Source organism: Thermostichus sp. MS-CIW-41, assembly GCF_054058915.1.
This window is the reverse complement of the sequence record NZ_JBSSBO010000015.1, coordinates 1-18,753: the sequence shown is the minus strand read 5'-3', so window position 1 is coordinate 18,753 and position 18,753 is coordinate 1. Positions and strand designations below refer to the sequence as shown.

Here is an 18,753-nt window from a genome sequence, read left to right as displayed (position 1 = left end):
GGAGCGACCTGTGGATCCCACCACCCTCTGAGCTGGAAGTAGGCGGCCATTGTCAGCATGGGCTGGATCTCAACAGGCCGGGCGTAGGCTTGGGGATCCTTCCACGCCAGATATGGTCTTCGGCTAACCTGCTTGTGCCGTGTCGGGAGCGATGCCCAGCGCTTTCTGGTGCAGCCACGCCTGCCATTCCCCTGGGATCAGCTTGTTGTTAAACGCATCGCCAGAAACAAACATATCCCGCTGATTCTGGGCCAACACAAAAATGGAGCGGCGATCGAAATGGGAAGTGAGTTTGTAGAGTGTGTAGGGGCCTTCTGAGTAGAGGGTCAGAGTTTCCTGATCCAGGCCATGGCGGCTGCTTTGGCCATAGGCCCGCAAGACCATGTTGATCAATCGCTCATAGTGCATAGACCGCAGATTAGAAAGCTACACAGAACATAGACAGATATTACGGAAGCCGCTGCCAAGGCCCGAGCGGCTCAAGTTAACTCAGCATAACAAATCCTCTTGGATTGCTAGGCAACGCCAACGCGAATGAACAAGATGGGATCCGCACCCATGCAGCGTCAAATGCAGCAGAAAAATGCGGTAGAACTTAAGGCAAGCCATCACGCAACCCTCTTGCACAGGCAACCCCCCATGGCCAACATGGCGCCCCGCCCACCCCACCCCACAGAGCCTGTCCGCATTGGCATTGTCGGCGCTTCCGGCTACGGAGGGGTACAGTTGGTGCGGTTACTGAGCGAGCATCCCGGCGTGCAGATCACCTACCTGGCCGGGCAAGACAGTGCCGGCAAGCGCTACGGGGATCTCTATCCCCAGTTGGCCCAGGCGGTGGATCTGACCGTTCAGCCGGTAGAGGTGGATCGCATTGCCGCCAACAGCGATGTGGTGTTTTTGTCTCTCCCCAATGGGCTGGCTGCTGAGCTGGCTCCGCCTTTGCTGGCCAAGGGGTGCAAAGTCTTAGATCTGTCGGCGGATTACCGCTTTCGCAACCTGGCCACCTACCAATCTTGGTACCGCATGGGTCAGACGGATCCCAACTGGCCCAGCCCTGCCTATCGCCAGGCCAATGAGCAGGCGGTCTATGGGTTGCCGGAACTTTATCGCGAGGCGATTGCCCAAGCCCAACTGGTGGGCTGTCCCGGCTGTTATCCCACTGCCTCGTTGTTGGCGGTTGCTCCTCTGCTGCGGCAGGGGTTGGTGGAGCTGGACAGCCTCATTTTCGATGCCAAATCCGGCGTTTCGGGGGCAGGTCGTACCCCCAAGGTGGGATCCCTGTTTGCCGAAGTGGACGGCTCTCTGGCAGCCTATGGAGTGGCCCAGCACCGGCATACGCCCGAGATCGAGCAAGCCTGCACCGACCTGACCCACACCCCCATCACCGTGCAATTTACGCCCCATCTGGTGCCCATGGTGCGGGGGATCCACGTCACGTTGTATGCCACCCTGCGGGATCCCGGCTTTGTGGGGGAAGATTTGCTCACCATTTACAATGCTTTCTATCGCCAATCTCCCTGGGTGAAGGTGCTGCCGCGGGGGGTCTACCCGCAAACCAAATGGGTCTCCGGCACCAACACCTGCATGATCGGGGTGGAGGTGGACAGCCGCACCAACCGCGTTATTGTCCTGTCGGTGATCGATAACCTGATGAAAGGGCAAGCCGGGCAGGCGGTGCAGTGTCTCAACCTGATGATGGGATGGCCGGAAACGTTGGGTTTGCCTCGGCTGGCGTTTTACCCCTAGCTATAATGCCGGTAATCCCCTTGAGGCCGGTTCTGTCCATGTCTGAACCTCTGGATCCCGCTTTGCCCCAAAATGCCTCGCCCAGCGCAAAGGTTGCCTCAGATGCCGTCAATGGCGCTGCTGAGGGCCTGAACTGGGAGGAGCTGTGGCGGCAGCTGGAAGCGGGCTGGCAGGATCTACCCCGTCGCTCCGAAGAGACGGTGCAACAGACCCTGGCTCGCCTGCAACTGGAGTGGGGCGGGCTGTGCCGAGAGGCGCGGGATCGGCTGCAAAGCGCTCTGGAACAGTCGAGAACGGCGGGATCCCCAGAGCCCGTCCACCGAGAGCTGCAAGCGCTCTTGCCCCTGCTTAACCCCTGCCAATGGGAAGTGGTCATTGGCTCTTTGCGGCAGGCTGCGGATCGCGCCTGGGTGGCCAGCTTGCTGTATCACGGCTTGCAGGAACCGGCCCATCCAGATGGGATCCCTTCTTGGGCTCGGACGCTGACCTCTGACCAACGCTCTGCTCTGGAGGCGATGAGTGCTCGTGCCTATGGCAACAGCCGCCTACCTTTGGTGATGGACAAAAGCGGCCAGATTCAAGTAAAGGCCTCAGCCGCCTTGTTGGCCGCCTTGATCGCCATCGAGATCGGCAGTGTGGGTTCGGCAGGTGCCTTGTCCTTGCTGGGCACACCGGAGCTGCGCAAGCTCTTGAATGCCGAGGGCAAGCTGCGGCGAACTGGCTTAAAACAGGGACGAACTGCCCTCACAGAAGAAGAATGGCAAACGCTGCGCCGTTGGCTGGATCCCAAGGGATCCCCCCCCGACTGGTATCTCAATCTGACCCAAGTGGGGATCCAGACCACCCAAGTGGGGGACTATGCGGCACGGCGGCTGCGGGAGTTTTTCCAGAGTGAGTGGATTAAGCTCGTGATCCCCCCCTTGTATCACCTGGTCATCGATGCAGTGCGGCTGCTGACGGGAGAAGTGTTTCTCAGCGTGGGCACCACCCTGGAATCGGCTTTGGAATCGGCAGAGGCAGGGCGGCGACTGGAGTTGGTGCTGCAAGCCTTGCCCCAGGCGCGGAACATTCCCAGACCCAACCAGATCCAGGCTGCCATCCCCGCTGTGGTGGAAGCTGCCGAGAAAATCCTCAGACCCCTGCTGGCCCGCCAGTTAATGACGGTGGCGGACATCTTCGATCCGCCCATTCGCAACGAGAGCCTAAATGAATTGGGTCGGCAGCTCAACCTCTGGAACCCCTTCCAGTTTTTGCTCACCTGGAGCACGGCCGGCTGGCTGGAGGCCCTTCTGGATCAGATCAGCGAGTTGCAGCAGACCTACCCGGAAATGCCCCTGTGGGAGAGCTATCGCCAGGGCGTTGAGACGGCAGCGCAAGCTCCACGGGTAATGGAGCAGGCGGAGGCTCTGCGTCTAACGGCCAAGAGTCTGGATCCCAAGTTGGATCCCTTGGAAGATTGAGTAGATGATGCATAGGGAAGAAAATTTCCTACAGCATCCACAAAGTGAGGCTGGCAGGCTAGGTGGAATCTTTTCTACGCCAAAGACAAATCTGCACGGGTTGTAGAGGGTGGCCGGCGGACTGGTTTCCAACCTATTCCCAAGTTAGCCATCCAGGCGGCTAGGAAAACTCCATCCACGCCACCAACTGGCCACCCCCGTAAGCAAGGGGAGTGTCGAACAAAAACATGCGGGTCAAGGACGTGACCGGTAAGATCCAAGCAGGGATCCCCAAATAAAGAAACGAAGTAGAAACCAACGTGCAACATCAAGTTTTGGGGTTAGGCATTGCGGGGCTGGCGGCGGCGCGGCTGTTGCGGGCCCAGGGCTATGAAGTGCTGGTTTGGGATGAGCAAGATTCCCCTCTTCTCAGACAGCGGCAGGCTGAGCTCAATCAAGAAGGGATCCCGGTTCGGCTGGGGCAGCCTTTTCAACTGGCCGAAGGGGTGAAGCAGGTGGTGGTCAGTCCAGGTATTGCTTGGGATCACCCGCTGCTGCAGGAGGTGCGTCAACAGGGAATCCCGGTGGTGGGGGAGGCGGAGCTGGCCTGGATCTATCTTGACCACCTACCCTGGGTGGGGATCACCGGCACCAACGGCAAAAGCACCACCACGGCTCTGGTGGCGGAAATGTTCAAGGCGGCGGGGTTGCAAGGGATCCCCTGCGGCAACATTGGCCTGCCCCTGTCGCAAGTGGCTTTGGCAACGCTCCAGGGAAAGCTCAAGCCGGATTGGATCGTGGCGGAGCTGAGCAGCTATCAGTTGGAAGCCAGCAGCCGCCTCATGAGCAGTACTCCTGGAGGGCCGCCGCGCATTGGGGTGTGGACCACCTTCACTCCCGATCACCTAGAACGGCATGGGACGCTGGAGCGCTATGCCAGCTTTAAGGCTCGCCTTTTGGATCGGGCCCAGTGGCGGGTGCTCAACGGCGAGGATCCCTACCTGTGCCGCCGCCGGCAGGACTGGGAAAATACCTATTGGACTTCCCTTGTTGCTACCCAAGGCTGTTGTGACCGGGATCCCACTGCAACCGTTGACCTGCGGGAAAACCTCCTCTACATCCAGGGGGAGATGGTGGCGGAGCTGGAGGACTTTGCAGAACGCTGCCCTGGCCAACACAATCTGCAAAACCTGCTCTTGGCGGCAGCAGCAGCGCGTCTGGCCGGGATCCCCAACGTTGCCATTCAAAAAGCCATCCGATCTTTTGCCGGCATGCCCCATCGACTGGAGCGGGTGGCACAAATCCAGGTGGGATCCACCCCTATCCGCTTTGTCAACGACAGCAAGGCCACCAACTACGAGGCCGGCTGGGTGGCGCTCAACGCCCTTTCCCCACCCATTATTCTGATTGCCGGAGGAAGGGCTAAGCAGGGGGATCCCAGTGCCTGGCTGCAGTTGATTCGGGCCAAGGTGGCCCGCGTGGTGCTGATGGGGGAGTCTGCCCCAGCCCTGGCGGAGGCCCTCCAGGGGATCCACTATACTGACGTTGAGCTGGTGCCAACCCTAGATGTAGCGGTGGAAAGAGCCTTTGCAGCGGCTTGTTCCCTTTCCCGTCAAGCTCAGAGGTTGGGGAAGCCCGCTCAACCCATCACCATTTTGCTGTCCCCCGCCTGTGCCAGTTTTGACCAGTACTCCAGCTTTGAACACCGTGGCAACCATTTCCGAGCCTGCTGCCAAGCCCTTCAGGGATCCCTGGAATGCTGAAGCTCGCTGGCTGCGCTGGCTCACCTTGATCTGGCTGGTGCTGGGGCTGCTGATGCTGTTTTCCGCTTCCTACCCGGTGGCTCAGCGGATCACTGGCGATGGCCTCTACTTTTTCAAGCGGCAATTGCTCTGGGCCGGGTTGGGTCTGGGTTGCTTCTGGGTTCTGGTGCGGATCCCGTTGCGGCGCTGGTTCCCCTGGGCCGGGATCCTCTGCTTGCTGGGAGTTGGCCTGGTGTGGGCCACCCAGGTGCCGGGGTTGGGGGTTTCCCGCCTGGAAGCCAGCCGCTGGCTGGATTTGAAGGTGATCCCTGTTATCCAGCCTTCAGAATTGCTCAAGCCCCTGTTGGTGTTGCAGGGATCCTGGATCTTTGGCCGCTGGTTTCACCATCCTCCCTGGTTCCGCATCCTCTGGGTGGTTATCTTCGCCTTTGCGCTCTTGGGGATCCTCGCCCAGCCCAACCTGGGCACCACGGCCATCTGCGGCCTCACCCTCTGGGCTATGGCTTGGACTGCCGGGATCCCAGCTTTCACCCTTTTGGCCACAGCGGGGCTGGGGATTCTGGCGGCTGTGGTGAGCATTCTCAGCAAAGATTACCAACGACGGCGCATCTTGGCCTTTTTGGATCCCTGGGGTAACGCCCAAGGGGATGGCTACCAGCTGGTGCAAAGCCTGTTGGCCATTGGCTCTGGCGGCCTGTGGGGCAAGGGATATGGCCTCTCCCAGCAAAAGCTGTTCTACCTGCCCATCCAATACACCGACTTTATCTTCTCGGTGTATGCAGAAGAGTTTGGCTTGGCCGGATCCCTGTTCTTTCTGGGGTTGCTGACCTTCTACACTCTGCTGGGCTGGCGGGTGATGGGGCGCTGTCGGGAGCTGACCATTCGCTTAGTAGCCTGTGGCTGCCTGATGTTTCTGGTGGGGCAGTCGCTGATGAACATCGGCGTGGTCACCGGGGTTCTGCCCACCACAGGCGTGCCCCTGCCTTTGTTCAGCCATGGGGGTAGCTCCATTCTGGCAGGGCTGATCACAGCAGGATTGTTGGTGCGGGCAGCCCGCGAAGCAGGGTAAAGTAAGGCTGCATGTTGCCAACCCAGCAAAGGGATCCTTTCACGCAAGCAGCAAACCCAGAGGGCCAGGGATCCCTATTGGTTGGCCTCTGCTTTAGACCGGCTTCTTACGCGGCAAAATCCAGAGCTGACGTTGAAACCGAGCCTAGATCCAGCCCATTTCATCCAAAACGAGGGTAAACACCGTCGCGCAACAGGCCACCAACAGCGACACATAAGCCGGCTGACCGTGGGCAATGCAAACACCGGCTGCCACCGAAGCGCCCGCAGCTGCAGAAAAGGTACGACCTGCCCAATTGCCTTTGGAGGGTTTGTCAGAAGGATTGAATTTGTTAAACATTTTTACAGCAGAAAGAGGATTCAAAGGGAATCAATTCCATAGGAAACGGCCTCAGGTTATCACCCCCCGACTCGATTCCAGAGGGATCCAAGGCCATTCTCAATATTTCTTCGCTTAGGCTTCAATCTTTCGTAAAATTGCGCTGAGATGCTCATAATCACCCCGCAACAGACAGCTCAACTGCCGACCTGCCTGTAGAAGCCAGTTGCGATCTCGGTTCAGGATTCGGTAAGTTTGGCGAATCACGGCAGCCACCAGCTCATCGGTTGGGATCCCGTTAACCTGTAGCAGGGTGCGCAAAAACTCGAAAGAGCGGCAAAATTCCCTCACTTCCGTATCGGAGCAGAGATAAACCGGCTGGTGAATCTGGGGAGGGCGTGGCGGCAAGTACTGATAGACCCGTCCCCCGCTGACAAAGCCGACAATGGCCGCGCGAAAATGGGTGCGCAACATGGCAAAAATCTGGGGCTGTTGCTCCCGCAGCTCCTGAGGGGAGAGGCCCAAAGCCCTGGCGCGATGGACGGTGTCGATGGGGGCAATGGCGGCATAGCAAACCACGCCATAGATCAGGTTGCCGGTCTCTTCGTCTTGGGAGCGCGTCCAACTGCCGAGAGCAGGCATGGGCGGGAAGGTCAGGCGTTCCGGCTCGAAGCACTGGGCCACAAAGGTTGTGGTGTTGGCTTCCACCACTTCTCCAAAAGCAGAGGCTGGCTGGGGAGAGATGGCCTTGGCTCTCATCGCGATCTCAGGCTCCTCAAGGGTTGCTGCTGCAGAGGCCGGCGAAGGGAGGTGGAATTCAGACCCACAGACAAGTCAAGAGAAAATAGAATCTTTTTTCTAGGTTTTAAGACTTGTGAAGATAGGGGCAATCCCCTCGCCCAACATTTTGCCCCTTTTGCAACGTTTTGTCCGATCCCCGGACGGCAAATCGGCAACTCAACGGCTTATGAGATCCTCATTGCTAAGAAAGTTAGCCGATTTTGGGGATCCCTGCGTAATATATTTTTTCACACGCTCCCGTGCAAATTCGCCATCCTAAATATTAGCCATTCTAAGTATTGAGCAGTTGGCGAGCGGAGGGAGAAACAATGAATGCTCAGCAACGCGGCCAAATCATCGCTTCTGAGTGGATGATCGACAGCCAAAACCCGGTACACTCCATTTCTCGGCTCAAGCGCCGGGCAACCTATTCCGATGTAACCCTCTGGTGGTTGGTGGTGCAGCTAAACCTGATGGAACAAAACTCTATTCATACCGATCACCGATAGAATGGACGGCGCAAGAACAATCGGCCACAAGAAAATCCCAGCCCAGGGATATCCCGGATCCCAAACCCAACCTTAAAACTTAAAAAAAACAAAAGAAGAGCTGAATGTTGAGTGGGGCTGCTCCTCAAACACCAGCTCTTCTGGACAGAGAAGAAGTAGATAGAGAAAGACCGAACAAAGGGAAGCCGAGCCCTCGACCTCCTTTCAATCCTCCAGGGGCAGAGCTGCCACCTGGGCCGGTTGCACTGGCGAGGGGAAGAAAGGCCGCTGCACGATTTCAGTTGCCAACACACTGCGCAACTGGGCAGCTACCGCCACCGTCGTGACATCGTAGGTTTGGGTAGCCAGGCGCGGGTAGAAGCCAATGCCGAGAATCGGCAACAGCAGACAGAGGGCCACCGCCATTTCTCGCGGACGCACATCCCCCAGGTAATCTTCCAAAACTAGGCCGGGATCCTGAGCCCCGTAGAACACCTGACGCAGCATGGAGAGCAAGTAAATGGGCGTCAGAATGATGCCCACTGCCGCCAGCAGGGCAATTCCAGCTTTGAAGGTCGGCGCATAGGCATCGCTGGTGGTCAAGCCCAAGAACACCGTCAGCTCACCCACAAATCCGCTCATCCCCGGCAGCGCCAGAGAGGCCAGGGATCCCGCTGTAAACAGGGCAAAAGCCTTCGGCATCTGCTTGGCCAACCCTCCCAACTTGTCGAGGGCAAGGGTGTGGGTGCGCTCGTAGGTGATCCCCGTCAGGAAGAACAGAACCGCGGCAATCAGACCGTGGGAGATCATCTGCAGCACTGCCCCATTGATGCCCAGCTCCGTGAAGGCGGAGATCCCGATCAACACAAAGCCCATGTGGGCAATGGACGAATAGGCCAAGCGCCGCTTGAGATGGTTCTGACCGAAGGCGGCCAACGCCCCGTAGATGATGTTCACCACACCCAACACCGCCAGCACCGGGGCGAAGTACACGTGGGCTTCCGACAACATGCCCACATTCATGCGGATCAGGCCATAGCCCCCCATCTTGAGCAGAACTCCCGCCAAGATCATGGAAATGGGAGCAGAGGCTTCGCTGTGGGCATCCGGCAGCCAGGTGTGCAGCGGGAAAATCGGCAGCTTCACCCCAAAGGCAATCAGCAAAGCCGCATAGGCCAACAGCTCCAAGGCCACCGGGTAAGACTTAGCGCTCAGCTCTGCCATCTCCAGGCTAAAGCCCTCGCCATAGAAGGCCATTGCCAGGGATCCCACCAAGATAAAAATGGAGGCGGCGGCGGTGTAGAGGATGAACTTGGTGGCGGCGTACTGGCGCTTCGGCCCACCCCAAATGGAGATGAGCAGATAGACCGGCACCAGCTCAATCTCCCACATCAGGAAGAATAGAAGCATGTCCTGCGCCAGAAATACGCCCACCTGGGCGCCGTACATCAGCAGCAGCAGGAAGAAAAACAAACGCGGCTTGTGGGAGAGATTCCAAGCCGCCACAATCGACAGGGTCGTGATCAAACCGGACAGCAACACCAGCGGGAAGGAGAGGCCGTCCACCGCCAGCGACCAGTGGAACCCAATTTGGGGCACCCAGGCGTAGCGCTCCGCCAGTTGCAGAGAAAAGTCCTGCAGGTCATAGTGCCGCGCAAAGACATAGACCATCAGGCCCAAATCAAAAGCCCCCACAGCGAGGGCATACCAACGCACCCAACGGCTCTGGGGGATCAAGGGGATCCCGAAGGCTGCCAGCAGAGGCAAGAGCACCAGCACCGACAGCCAGGGAAACTCAAGAGAATTGCTCATGACCGGGAATAAATACTCATGCTCGATACCTCAATGATATGAAGCTGTGTAAACAAATGGGAAGCGATATTTACAAAAAAATCTGCGCCATCGCGCAGATCTCGAGAAAGTTTCTCTGATGCCGATCCTCGAGGAGCCTCGAGGGATCCAGCAGGACAGCACTCCGCCAGGTGGATGGGCCACCCGAGTTGGCCAGAGAACCTTGTGGGGATCCCCCGGCAAGCGACTCCCCCGCTACCGGGGAAGTGGCCAGGATCTACTCGTCTTCGGCAAAGACAAAACGGTGCAGCTCGTCCAGGGTTGGCTCTGGGCTTTCCAGAGCAAAAAGAACCGCGTCCTCAATCACGGCGCTGACCTCCGCGTGGATGGCTTGGAAGTCTGCCTCGGACATTAGGTTGTGCTCCAGGGCATAGCGTTCCAGTTGTTTAATGGGATCCCGCTGCCGCCAGAACTCTTTTTCCTCAGGACTGCGCAGCTCGTCAGGGTCGGCAAGGGAATGGCCCCGAAAACGATAGGTGATGCACTCTAGCAAGGTGGGGCCTTCTCCGGCGCGGGCGCGGGCGATGGCCTGTTGGGCCGCCTCTCGCACCGCCAGCACATCCATCCCATCCACCTGGTAGCCGGGCATGCCAAAAGCCGGGCCCTTGCGGTAGATATCGGTGTCGGAAGTGGAGCGCTCATGGGCCATGCCAATGGCCCAGAAGTTATTTTCCACCACATAGATGATGGGCAACTTCCAGAGGGCAGCCATGTTGAGGCACTCGTAAAACTGGCCGTTGTTGCAGGCTCCATCCCCGAAGAAGCAGGCGGTTACCTGGTCAGTGCCCCGGTATTTGGCAGAAAAAGCAGCCCCCGTCGCCACCGGGATCCCTTCGGCCACAAAGGCATAGCCTCCCAAAAAGTTGTGCTCTGCCGAAAACAGATGCATGGAGCCGCCCCGACCCTTGCTGCAGCCAGTGGCCTTGCCGAAGAGCTCCGCCATCACCGCCCGCGGTGGGATCCCTGTGCTGAGGGCATGCACATGATCGCGGTAGGTGCTGCACACATAGTCGGTGGGCTTGAGCGCCTTGATCACCCCCGTAGAGACGGCCTCTTGGCCGTTGTACAGATGCACAAAGCCGAACATCTTGCCCTTGTAGTACATTTCGGCGCACTTGTCTTCAAACAGGCGGCCCAGCACCATGTCTTCATAGAGAAGACGAGCCTCTTCGGCAGAAATGCGAGCAGTTGTGGAGCGCGAAGTGAGTTCTTGAACCATGCTGCGGTGCAACGAATCAGAGGTATCTTAGGCGGTCAGCAGTGAGCTTTGCGGTTTGCCCATTATCTCATGCTCCAGTCTGTCTGCCACCTTACCTGGAAATCCCATCCTGCAGGGCCGAAAGCGGTTGTTTCGAGGCCAAGGGAGTTAAACTGAAAGGCTAGGGCAAGAGGCGTTTCCATTGCAGCAGCCGCATCAGGACTCCGTCCCGCAAACGCGAATCTTGAACACCAGAGGGGGGGTTTCTTCTGCTCTCGGCTTGGACGTCGATCTGCTGGAGCCGGGGGCAAGAGGTATTTGGCCAGCCAACGTGACGGGGTGCGCCCATGGGAGCCCGTTGGGTTAGCGGTTTTGCGGCGGTGTTGTTTGCGTTGGCGGTCACCCTGCTAGGGGGCTGGTATTTTACTGCAGCCATTGGGCTGATCATTTTTTTGGCCCAGTTGGAGTTTTTTCGCTTGGTGCAAGCCAAAGGCAATGCGCCGGCCATGCGCACCACCATGTTTTCCAGCCAGGTGCTGGTGATTTTGCAGCAGGTGAGGCCGGAGTGGACCAGCCCTGCCTTTATCGTGGCGGGATCGATCATCTGTTTTTATTTGCTCTTTAAGCCCAAGGTGGCCACCATTGCCGATATTGCCACCTCGATTTTGGGGTTGTTCTACTGTGCGTTGCTGCCCAGCTTCTGGATTCGGGTCAGGGCCTTGTCTTTTGCGCAAGGGCTGGGCGAAGGGCTATGGATTACGCTGCTGGCCATTGGCTGCGTGATCGCTGCCGATGTGGGGGCCTACCTGTGTGGTCGGGCCTTTGGGCGCACCAAGCTCTCCATCCTCAGCCCGAAGAAAACGGTGGAAGGGGCGGTAGCCGGGATTGCCGCCAGCATGACCCTGGCCGTGGCCGGAGCCCACGCTCTGAGCTGGCCCTGGAGCTGGCTGAGCGGCAGCGTGCTGGGGTTTTTGATTGGGTTAACTAGCCTGCTGGGGGATCTCACCGAGTCCCTCATGAAACGAGATGCGGGAGTAAAAGACTCCGGGGATCTGATCCCGGGCCACGGTGGCATCTTGGATCGGGGAGACAGCTATGTGTTCACCGCGCCACTGGTGTTTTACTTCATGGAATGGCTCAACGCTTACTCTGGCCTCTAGGGCCGTTTCGTAAGCCTGCCAAAACCCAAGAACGCACACCAGTTACAGGTGCAGGGGATCCTCAATTCAAAATGGCTTGGCAGTCGGGACTCTCTAAAAACACCTCTCGCGAAATGGAGTCTCCAAAGTATCCTAGAGGTGTGGTCACTATTATTGGCTGCTTCAGGCGAAACTCAGTCTCGTCGTAAACCACCAGTTGGCTGATACCGAAAATGGGATCTGCCGCCACCTCGAGAATACGGGCCTTCCGCTGGATAACTTGGGGGGTCTCTACCTCCAGTTCAGAAGGGGTCAGGGGGCGATCCAAACCGAAGAATAGCCGTCCACTTCGACCCACATACACATAAATCTTCTCTGAGTCATCGAACTTCTCTGTACCCACAAAGCAAAAGCTATAGGTGGTGTATGGGATGAAATACAGGCCTACCAACTGGGATTGGCTATTAGACTGAGAGGGGGTTCGCTCGAGGAGGTGCGAAAGCAACAAATCTGCTAACAACTGGGTCGCGGATTGGTTATCAGACTGAGAGTAGGTGTAGGAACCCAAACTCAAGCAAGCCTCAAAACCTGCCAAAGAGTCTAGATGAGGTACCCCCTGACAAATCAGGACGTCACCATCTAAGCTCTCCTGGTCCTGTTGCGCCAAGGCAGGGATCCCAGGGGATAGAGCCATCAGGGCCATCAGTACCGTTGCCGTCAATGATCTGGACATAACGCAGTACCCAAACGCTGAGGACAGCAGTACCCTAGCTCGAAATCCCTCTCTGGCTGTGTGATCGGGGTCAAGACCAACGGGCCACTCTACCCCGAAGGGCAAGGGGTTAGACTGCTACTCTATAAAGTGATTTATCCTTCTCAGCCGTTGGCCTGTTCTCCCCATGACTGCTGCACCTTCCCTCGCCAACCTGCCCAGCCAGTACAACCCCTTTGAGACCGAGCCCAAGTGGCAGCGCTTTTGGGAGGAAAAGGGGTTTTACGTGGCGGATCCCAAGGCGCCGGGGGAAGCCTTCAGCATGGTGCTGCCCCCGCCCAATGTTACGGGCAGCCTGCACATGGGCCATGCCTTTGCCTTTACCCTGCCAGATGTGGTGGTGCGCTACAAGCGCATGCGCGGCTACAACGTCCTCTGGCTGCCGGGCACGGATCATGCCAGCATTGCCGTGCACACCATTCTGGAAAACCAACTGCGCCAGGAGGGCAAGAGCCGCTTTGACCTGGGCCGCGAGGCTTTTCTAGAGCGGGCCTGGGCTTGGAAGGAGGAGTCGCAGGGCACCATCAAAAGCCAACTGCGGCGGCTGGGCTTGTCGCTGGACTGGACACGGGATCGCTTTACTCTCGATGAGGGGCTGAGCCGGGCCGTTACGGAAGCCTTTGTCCGCCTCTACGAAGCAGGGCTCATCTATCGGGGCGAGTATCTGGTCAACTGGTGTCCGGCCACCCAGTCAGCGGTCTCCGACATCGAGGTGGACAACAAAGAGGTCAAGGGCCACCTCTGGCATTTCCGCTACCCCTTGGCTGCCGACCCCAGCCAGTACCTGGTGGTGGCCACCACCCGCCCTGAGACGATGCTAGGGGATACAGCCGTGGCGGTCAACCCCCAAGACGAGCGCTACCGCCATCTCATCGGCCAGTTTGTCCGGCTGCCCATCAAGGATCGCCTTATCCCCATCATTGCCGACGAGTATGTGGATCCTACCTTTGGGTCTGGATGCGTCAAGGTTACCCCAGCCCACGACCCCAACGACTTTGAGATGGGCCAGCGCCACCAGTTGCCCTTGATCAACATCCTCAACAAGGACGGCACCCTCAACGAGAACGGGGATCCCTTCACCGGCCTAGATCGCTTTGTGGCCCGAGAAAAGGTGGTGCAGTGGTTTGCCGAACATGGCCTGCTGGAGAAGGTGGAGGACTACACCCACACCGTTCCCCACAGCGACCGCGGCGGCGTGCCCATCGAGCCTTTGCTTTCCATTCAGTGGTTTTGCGATGTCTCGGGGATGGGGGCTCGCTGTTTGGAAGAGGAATACCAACGAAATAGCCCCCGCTTTATCCCTGAGCGCTGGACCAAAGTCTACACGGGCTGGCTGGAAAAGCTGCGCCCCTGGTGCATTTCTCGGCAGTTGTGGTGGGGCCATCAGATCCCAGCTTGGTATCCAGTCCTCAATGGCCAGCTTCTCGAGGATCCCCAAGCTTTTGTGGTGGCCCGCAACGGCGAGGAAGCGCTGCTCAAGGCACGGGAAAAGTTTGGCCCAGAAGTTGAGCGGGTAGAGCAGGATCCGGATGTGCTGGATACCTGGTTTAGCTCTGCTCTGTGGCCCTTTTCAACCCTGGGCTGGCCGGAAGAGACCGAGGATTTCAAACGCTACTATCCCAACTCCCTGATGTCCACGGGCTTTGACATCATTTTCTTCTGGGTGGCCCGCATGGCCATGATGGGATCCCAATTTACCGGCCAGATCCCCTTCAAAGATGTGTACATCAATGGCCTGGTGCGGGATGAGCACGGGGCGAAAATGTCCAAAACCAAGGGAAATGGCATCGATCCCCTGGAGCTGCTGGACAAATACGGCACCGACGCCCTGCGCTATGCCCTGGTCAAAGAGGTGGTGGGGGCAGGGCAAGACATCCGCCTGGCCTACGACCGCAAGACGGGGGAGAGCGCCAGCGTGGAGGCCGCCCGCAACTTTGCCAATAAGATCTGGAACGCCTCCCGCTTTGTGTTGATGAACTTGGAGGGGCAAACCCCTGCCCAACTGGGATCCCCTGTTCCTGAAGCGCTGGAATTGGCCGATCGCTGGATCCTGTCGCGGCTGCACTCCACGGCCACCCAAGTTATCGCCGAGCTGGAAGCCTATGGCCTGGGCGAGGGGGCGCGCCTGCTCTACTCTCTCATTTGGGATGACTTTTGCGACTGGTACATCGAGCTGGTCAAGCCCCGGCTGCGGGGAGAAAACTTGGCTTCCAAGCGCACAGCGCAGCAGGTGCTGGCCATCGTTTTGGAAACCATTCTCAAACTGCTGCACCCCTGGATGCCCCACATCACCGAGGAGATCTGGCAGCTTCTCACCCAGGTCAATCAAACCACTTCCATCTCTGTGCAGCCCTATCCCACCCCGGATCCCACCTGGATCGACCCCCAACTGGAGCGGGAGTTTGGCTTGGTGATCCAAACCATTACCAGCCTGCGCAACCTGCGGGCAGAAACCGGCCTCAAGCCCCATCAGACCATCAGGGCCCTTTTGCTCACTACCGATCCCGCCGAGCAGCGGATCCTGACGGCTGCCCAAGCTTATATCCGGGATCTGGTTAAGGCCGAGGCTTTGGAGATTACGGGATCCCTGGCCACGGAGCCCAAGCAGGTGGCGGCTGCAGTGGTGGGCACGGTGCAGGTGCTGATGCCCTTGGCAGGACTGGTGGATGTGGAAGCGCTGCGGGCCAAGCTGCAAAAAGACCTGGCCAAACTGGAAAAAGAGGCCCAAGGGATCCGCGCTCGCCTAGAGAACCCCAATTTTCTCAACCGGGCCAACCCTGAAGTGGTGCAAGCCAGTCAGGAACAACTGGCGGAGCTGGAAGCCCAGATGAGATTGCTGGGATCCAGGCTGGAGAAGCTGGGCTGAGATGGTATCAGCGCAGGCAGAGCGGCGGGGTGATGAAGGCAATCTTCCCAGGATTTGGAAAAATCGGAGTGGCGAGCCCCTACTTCTGTGTTAGGATAGGGGACGAGATCGTTGTCGGTTGTAGTGCTCGTTTCTTCTAGTCTTGACGGATTTTCACGTTTTGTATTGGCAGACGGCTCTCCGAACATCTCACCCTTTGTTACTCTCTCTTTCGGAGATCGTCTATGTCGATTTATGTTGGCAACCTTTCCTTTAAGGTGACAGAAGCGGATTTGACCGCTGTTTTCGCTGAGTACGGTTCTGTGAAGCGGGTGCAGATCCCCACTGACCGCGAGACAGGCCGCATTCGAGGCTTCGGGTTTGTGGAAATGAGCTCTGAAGCAGAGGAGCAGGCTGCCATTGCTGCTCTGGATGGGGCAGAATGGATGGGGCGCGACCTCAAGGTGAACAAAGCTCGTCCCCGGGAAGAACGCCCCACCTCAGGTTTCCGCTCTGGTAACGCGAACAGTGGCGGCGAGCGGCGGCGGAGTTTTCAATCTCGCTATTGAAACGCCCGCTAGGGCTTCCCGGTAGCTGGCCAGGGGGCACCTAGGCGCGAGCCGGTCTTGGGCTACGATTCCGGGATCCAGCTGTTTCTCTAGCCTGCTTCCATTGTTCCAACAGAGGAGTTGATGAGGGATCCCGATCAACTCCTCTTACTCTTAAGATTCTTCCTTGCTCCCTGAGAGAGGAAAATAAAACGCTTGGCTTGGGTTACGGCGAGTTCGGGGATCCCTCTGGCCAAGGATCTGTCAGGTCGGCGGTCAAGGGATCCCAATCCCATCCCCAATCGCGGGCAATGGCCTGAGTAATCCCCAGTTGCCCGTGGCCAGGGTAGCGGGCCAGGGCTACCACCAGATCAACAAGCTGCTCACCGGCAGGGATCCGGCCAAAGATGTGCAGCCCATCGCGAATCTGGGATTCTTTTAGCTCGCAGAGATAGCCATCCAGGCGATTCCAATCTTCTTCTTTTTCCAGGTTGAACTGTTGGTCTAGATGCTCGGCTCGAACCAGCTCCTGAATCTGGGCGCGAATCAGGGGACAACGACTGGGATCCAACTGTTGGGCCTGCACGTACTCATCCATCAGCCGTTCCAAATCCGCCAGGGGGCCGTACAGCTCGGCGCGGGTAAGGGGCGGGGTGAGGTGGTCGATAATCACTGCCTGGGCTCGCCGCTTGGCCTGGGATCCCTCTCCTGGGTCGTTGACGATGAAGGGGTAGAAGTGGGGCATTGGCCCCAGAGCAACCTCCGGGTAGCAGGTGGCGGAAAGGGCGGATCCCTTGCCAGGCAGCCATTCCAAGTTGCCGTGCTTGCCCACATGCACCACCGCTTGAACGGCGAAGACCTGCCGCAGCCACAGGTAAAAAGCCAGGTACTCATGGGGGGGCACCAGATCCGGGGCATGGTAGTTCAAGGACGGATCCCGGTCATAGCCTCGCGGGGGCTGAATGCCTACAAACACCTGCCCTAACTGCAGTCCCACCACGGGAATATCTCGAGAGGGCGGATCCCCCCACTGCCGGACGAGGTCGGTCTGGATGGGCTCAGGCAAGCGGGCAAACCACTCTCGATAAAGGGCAGCAGAAAGGCATTGCCGAGCCGGGCGCAGGGATCCCAAGGGGTCGTAGGTCTGGCCTTCGGTTAGCCAATGGATGAGTTCATCTCCAGTCTGGGGCAGGGGATCTACTGAGTAGCCAGCTCCCGCCAAAGCTTTGAGAATTTCCACACAACTGGCAGGGGTATCCAGACCCACCCCATTGGCCAGTCGCCCGTCCCGACTGGGGTAGTTGGCCAGGATCAAAGCCAGTCGCCGCTGGGAAGGGGGGGTACGCCGCAATTTCACCCAGTTGGCCGCCAAATCGGCTACAAACTCCACCCGATCCGGCACAGCCACGTAGGCCACCACCTCCGTTTGCAAGTGGGGATCCCGCTGTTGAACCGCCTTGAAGGAAACGGCGCGGCTGATGATGCGCCCATCCACCTCCGGCAAAGCCACATTCATGGCCAGATCCCGCGCTCCCAGTCCTCGCGTGGAGTTCTCCCAGCTCTGCCGGGATCCACCGCTGAGGATTACCTGCAAAACAGGCACATCCAACTCCTGCCACAGCCTCACGTCGGGCTGGTGGCTGTCCAACCGCGCCAGAGAAAAGCTGGTGGTGTTGAGCAACAGGTCAATCTGGCTGCCAAAGTGATCCCGAATGGCCTGGGGCAAGTCGGGATCTTGAAGGCTGTAGGTGTAAAGGCACAGAGGCTGCAGCCCCCGCTCCACCAAGGCTTTTGCCAATTGATCCACCGGCTCTGTATTCCCCGCCAGAACATGGGCTCGGTAGAGCAAAATCCCCACCTTGGGAGCTTGGGGATCCGCCAGCGGAGCTATGGGGGGTTGATAGATCCCTAGACGAGGCAGCACTTGAGGATCCGGCACCGAATATTGGCCCCCCAGAAACTCCCTAGCCAGCAACAGCAGACAGGCAGCCACATTCTCCGCTCCCCCCTCCAGCCAGTACCGCCACACCCGATCCGCCACCGCCAGGGGCACAGTGGAATGGCTCACCAAATCCCAGTCGGGGCGATCGTCCCCAGGAATGACGATCAGGGTGCATCCCTCCTCGGCTGCCACCTGCTTGGCCACCTCCAGGCCATAGCTCCAGTAGGATCTCCCCCCCAACAGGCGGATCAAGATTAGCCGGGCCTGCCGCAGCACCTTCTCGGCGTAGTCATCCAGGCTGAGGGGCTGTTGCAACTGCAGCAGATTAGCTGCCCGTATGGCCGGAAAGTCTTGGGGCAAAAGACGGATGGCCGCGCTCAAAGCCGTCAGGTCCGTATCGGCTGCCGAGAGAACAACAATGGGAGCAGGATCCTGCTCCAGGAAAATGACCCCGGACTGGGTGGGATCCCATCCCCCTGGCAAAGCAGCTATTCGGTGCATGGCCGCTCTCCCAAGAGAAGGAAGCTCAGGCTTAGCGACTGTACTTGAAGCACAGAAGCACCCCAGCTCCCAGCGCTCAACTGGTCAGGAAGGGCTCCCGTAGTGGTTCCCGCTACCCAAGCATTGCCCTGTCCAAAGTGCTCCGCACCGCTGGCGCGAAAGTGCTCCGCACCGCTGGCGCGATCGACAGCAATAGAGTCAGCCACCTCATTCGCAGGAGTTCCGAACTGGCGAGCCCACTCGATTGAATGCGAACCGTAGGCTGATACATTTACGCTGAACACTGCTGAACATCACTGTTCAACTATGCAGCGATAGCATTCTGTTTGTTTCCATTCGCGTTAGCGGGACGGA

Annotated in this window: 14 protein-coding genes; 8 read left to right on the top strand and 6 right to left on the bottom strand. The window is 58.5% G+C overall.

What is annotated here, in order from left to right:
• Nucleotides 1–123 precede the first annotated feature (123 nt).
• Nucleotides 124–408, bottom strand: coding sequence for a hypothetical protein (locus ACVWXE_RS06465; RefSeq protein ID WP_011431955.1), 285 nt, complete (start codon nt 406–408; stop codon nt 124–126).
• A gap of 231 nt (nt 409–639) precedes the next feature.
• On the opposite strand from ACVWXE_RS06465, the gene argC reads away from it, so the two are divergent.
• The 4 genes from argC to ACVWXE_RS06445 all read left to right on the top strand — a co-directional run bounded on the left by argC (nt 640) and on the right by ACVWXE_RS06445 (nt 6,017).
• Entirely contained in the window at nt 640–1,746 is a 1,107-nt protein-coding gene (gene argC, locus ACVWXE_RS06460) for an N-acetyl-gamma-glutamyl-phosphate reductase (protein ID WP_011431956.1), read from the top strand.
• 38 nt (nt 1,747–1,784) lie between these two features.
• Complete coding sequence (locus ACVWXE_RS06455; protein ID WP_457385612.1) at nt 1,785–3,206, top strand: hypothetical protein; 1,422 nt, start codon at nt 1,785–1,787, stop codon at nt 3,204–3,206.
• Between the two features lie 299 nt (nt 3,207–3,505).
• The gene (murD, locus tag ACVWXE_RS06450; protein WP_457489875.1) at nt 3,506–4,948 is read left to right on the top strand and encodes a UDP-N-acetylmuramoyl-L-alanine--D-glutamate ligase; all 1,443 of its coding nucleotides are present in this window, start codon (nt 3,506–3,508) and stop codon (nt 4,946–4,948) included.
• A complete protein-coding gene (locus tag ACVWXE_RS06445) occupies nt 4,893–6,017 on the top strand; it encodes an FtsW/RodA/SpoVE family cell cycle protein (protein ID WP_457489874.1) in 1,125 nt (374 codons plus the stop codon). Before murD ends, ACVWXE_RS06445 begins: the two co-directional genes overlap by 56 nt.
• A 453-nt stretch (nt 6,018–6,470) precedes the next feature.
• Here the strand turns inward: ACVWXE_RS06445 and ACVWXE_RS06440 are convergent, their stop codons facing one another.
• Nucleotides 6,471–7,094, bottom strand: a complete 624-nt coding sequence (locus ACVWXE_RS06440) for a hypothetical protein (protein ID WP_457489873.1) — start codon at nt 7,092–7,094, stop codon at nt 6,471–6,473.
• A 350-nt stretch (nt 7,095–7,444) separates the two neighbouring features.
• On the opposite strand from ACVWXE_RS06440, the gene ACVWXE_RS06435 reads away from it, so the two are divergent.
• Complete coding sequence (locus ACVWXE_RS06435; protein WP_011431964.1) at nt 7,445–7,624, top strand: hypothetical protein; 180 nt, start codon at nt 7,445–7,447, stop codon at nt 7,622–7,624.
• Nucleotides 7,625–7,828: 204 nt separating this feature from the next.
• Here the strand turns inward: ACVWXE_RS06435 and ACVWXE_RS06430 are convergent, their stop codons facing one another.
• Complete coding sequence (locus tag ACVWXE_RS06430) at nt 7,829–9,415, bottom strand: NAD(P)H-quinone oxidoreductase subunit 4 (protein WP_457489872.1); 1,587 nt, start codon at nt 9,413–9,415, stop codon at nt 7,829–7,831.
• A 256-nt stretch (nt 9,416–9,671) separates the two neighbouring features.
• The gene (gene pdhA, locus ACVWXE_RS06425; protein WP_414409499.1) at nt 9,672–10,673 is read right to left on the bottom strand and encodes a pyruvate dehydrogenase (acetyl-transferring) E1 component subunit alpha; all 1,002 of its coding nucleotides are present in this window, start codon (nt 10,671–10,673) and stop codon (nt 9,672–9,674) included.
• A 326-nt stretch (nt 10,674–10,999) separates the two neighbouring features.
• Here pdhA and ACVWXE_RS06420 point away from each other — a divergent pair, with 326 nt between their 5' ends.
• Nucleotides 11,000–11,812: a phosphatidate cytidylyltransferase gene (locus ACVWXE_RS06420; protein WP_457489871.1), complete on the top strand. Its 813-nt coding sequence runs from the start codon at nt 11,000–11,002 to the stop codon at nt 11,810–11,812.
• Nucleotides 11,813–11,873: 61 nt separating this feature from the next.
• On the opposite strand, the gene ACVWXE_RS06415 is transcribed toward ACVWXE_RS06420, so the two are convergent.
• Nucleotides 11,874–12,524: a hypothetical protein gene (locus tag ACVWXE_RS06415; protein WP_457388260.1), complete on the bottom strand. Its 651-nt coding sequence runs from the start codon at nt 12,522–12,524 to the stop codon at nt 11,874–11,876.
• A 166-nt stretch (nt 12,525–12,690) separates the two neighbouring features.
• Between ACVWXE_RS06415 and ACVWXE_RS06410 the strand changes: the two genes are divergently transcribed.
• Together ACVWXE_RS06410 and ACVWXE_RS06405 are read left to right on the top strand one after the other, a co-directional pair.
• A complete protein-coding gene (locus ACVWXE_RS06410) occupies nt 12,691–15,429 on the top strand; it encodes a valine--tRNA ligase (RefSeq protein ID WP_457385622.1) in 2,739 nt (912 codons plus the stop codon).
• Between the two features lie 224 nt (nt 15,430–15,653).
• On the top strand, nt 15,654–15,977 hold the full coding sequence (locus tag ACVWXE_RS06405; RefSeq protein ID WP_011431969.1) for an RNA recognition motif domain-containing protein: 324 nt from the start codon (nt 15,654–15,656) through the stop codon (nt 15,975–15,977).
• Nucleotides 15,978–16,182: 205 nt separating this feature from the next.
• On the opposite strand, the gene cobN is transcribed toward ACVWXE_RS06405, so the two are convergent.
• Nucleotides 16,183–18,399: a cobaltochelatase subunit CobN gene (cobN, locus tag ACVWXE_RS06400; RefSeq protein WP_457489870.1), complete on the bottom strand. Its 2,217-nt coding sequence runs from the start codon at nt 18,397–18,399 to the stop codon at nt 16,183–16,185.
• Nucleotides 18,400–18,753: the final 354 nt, after the last annotated feature.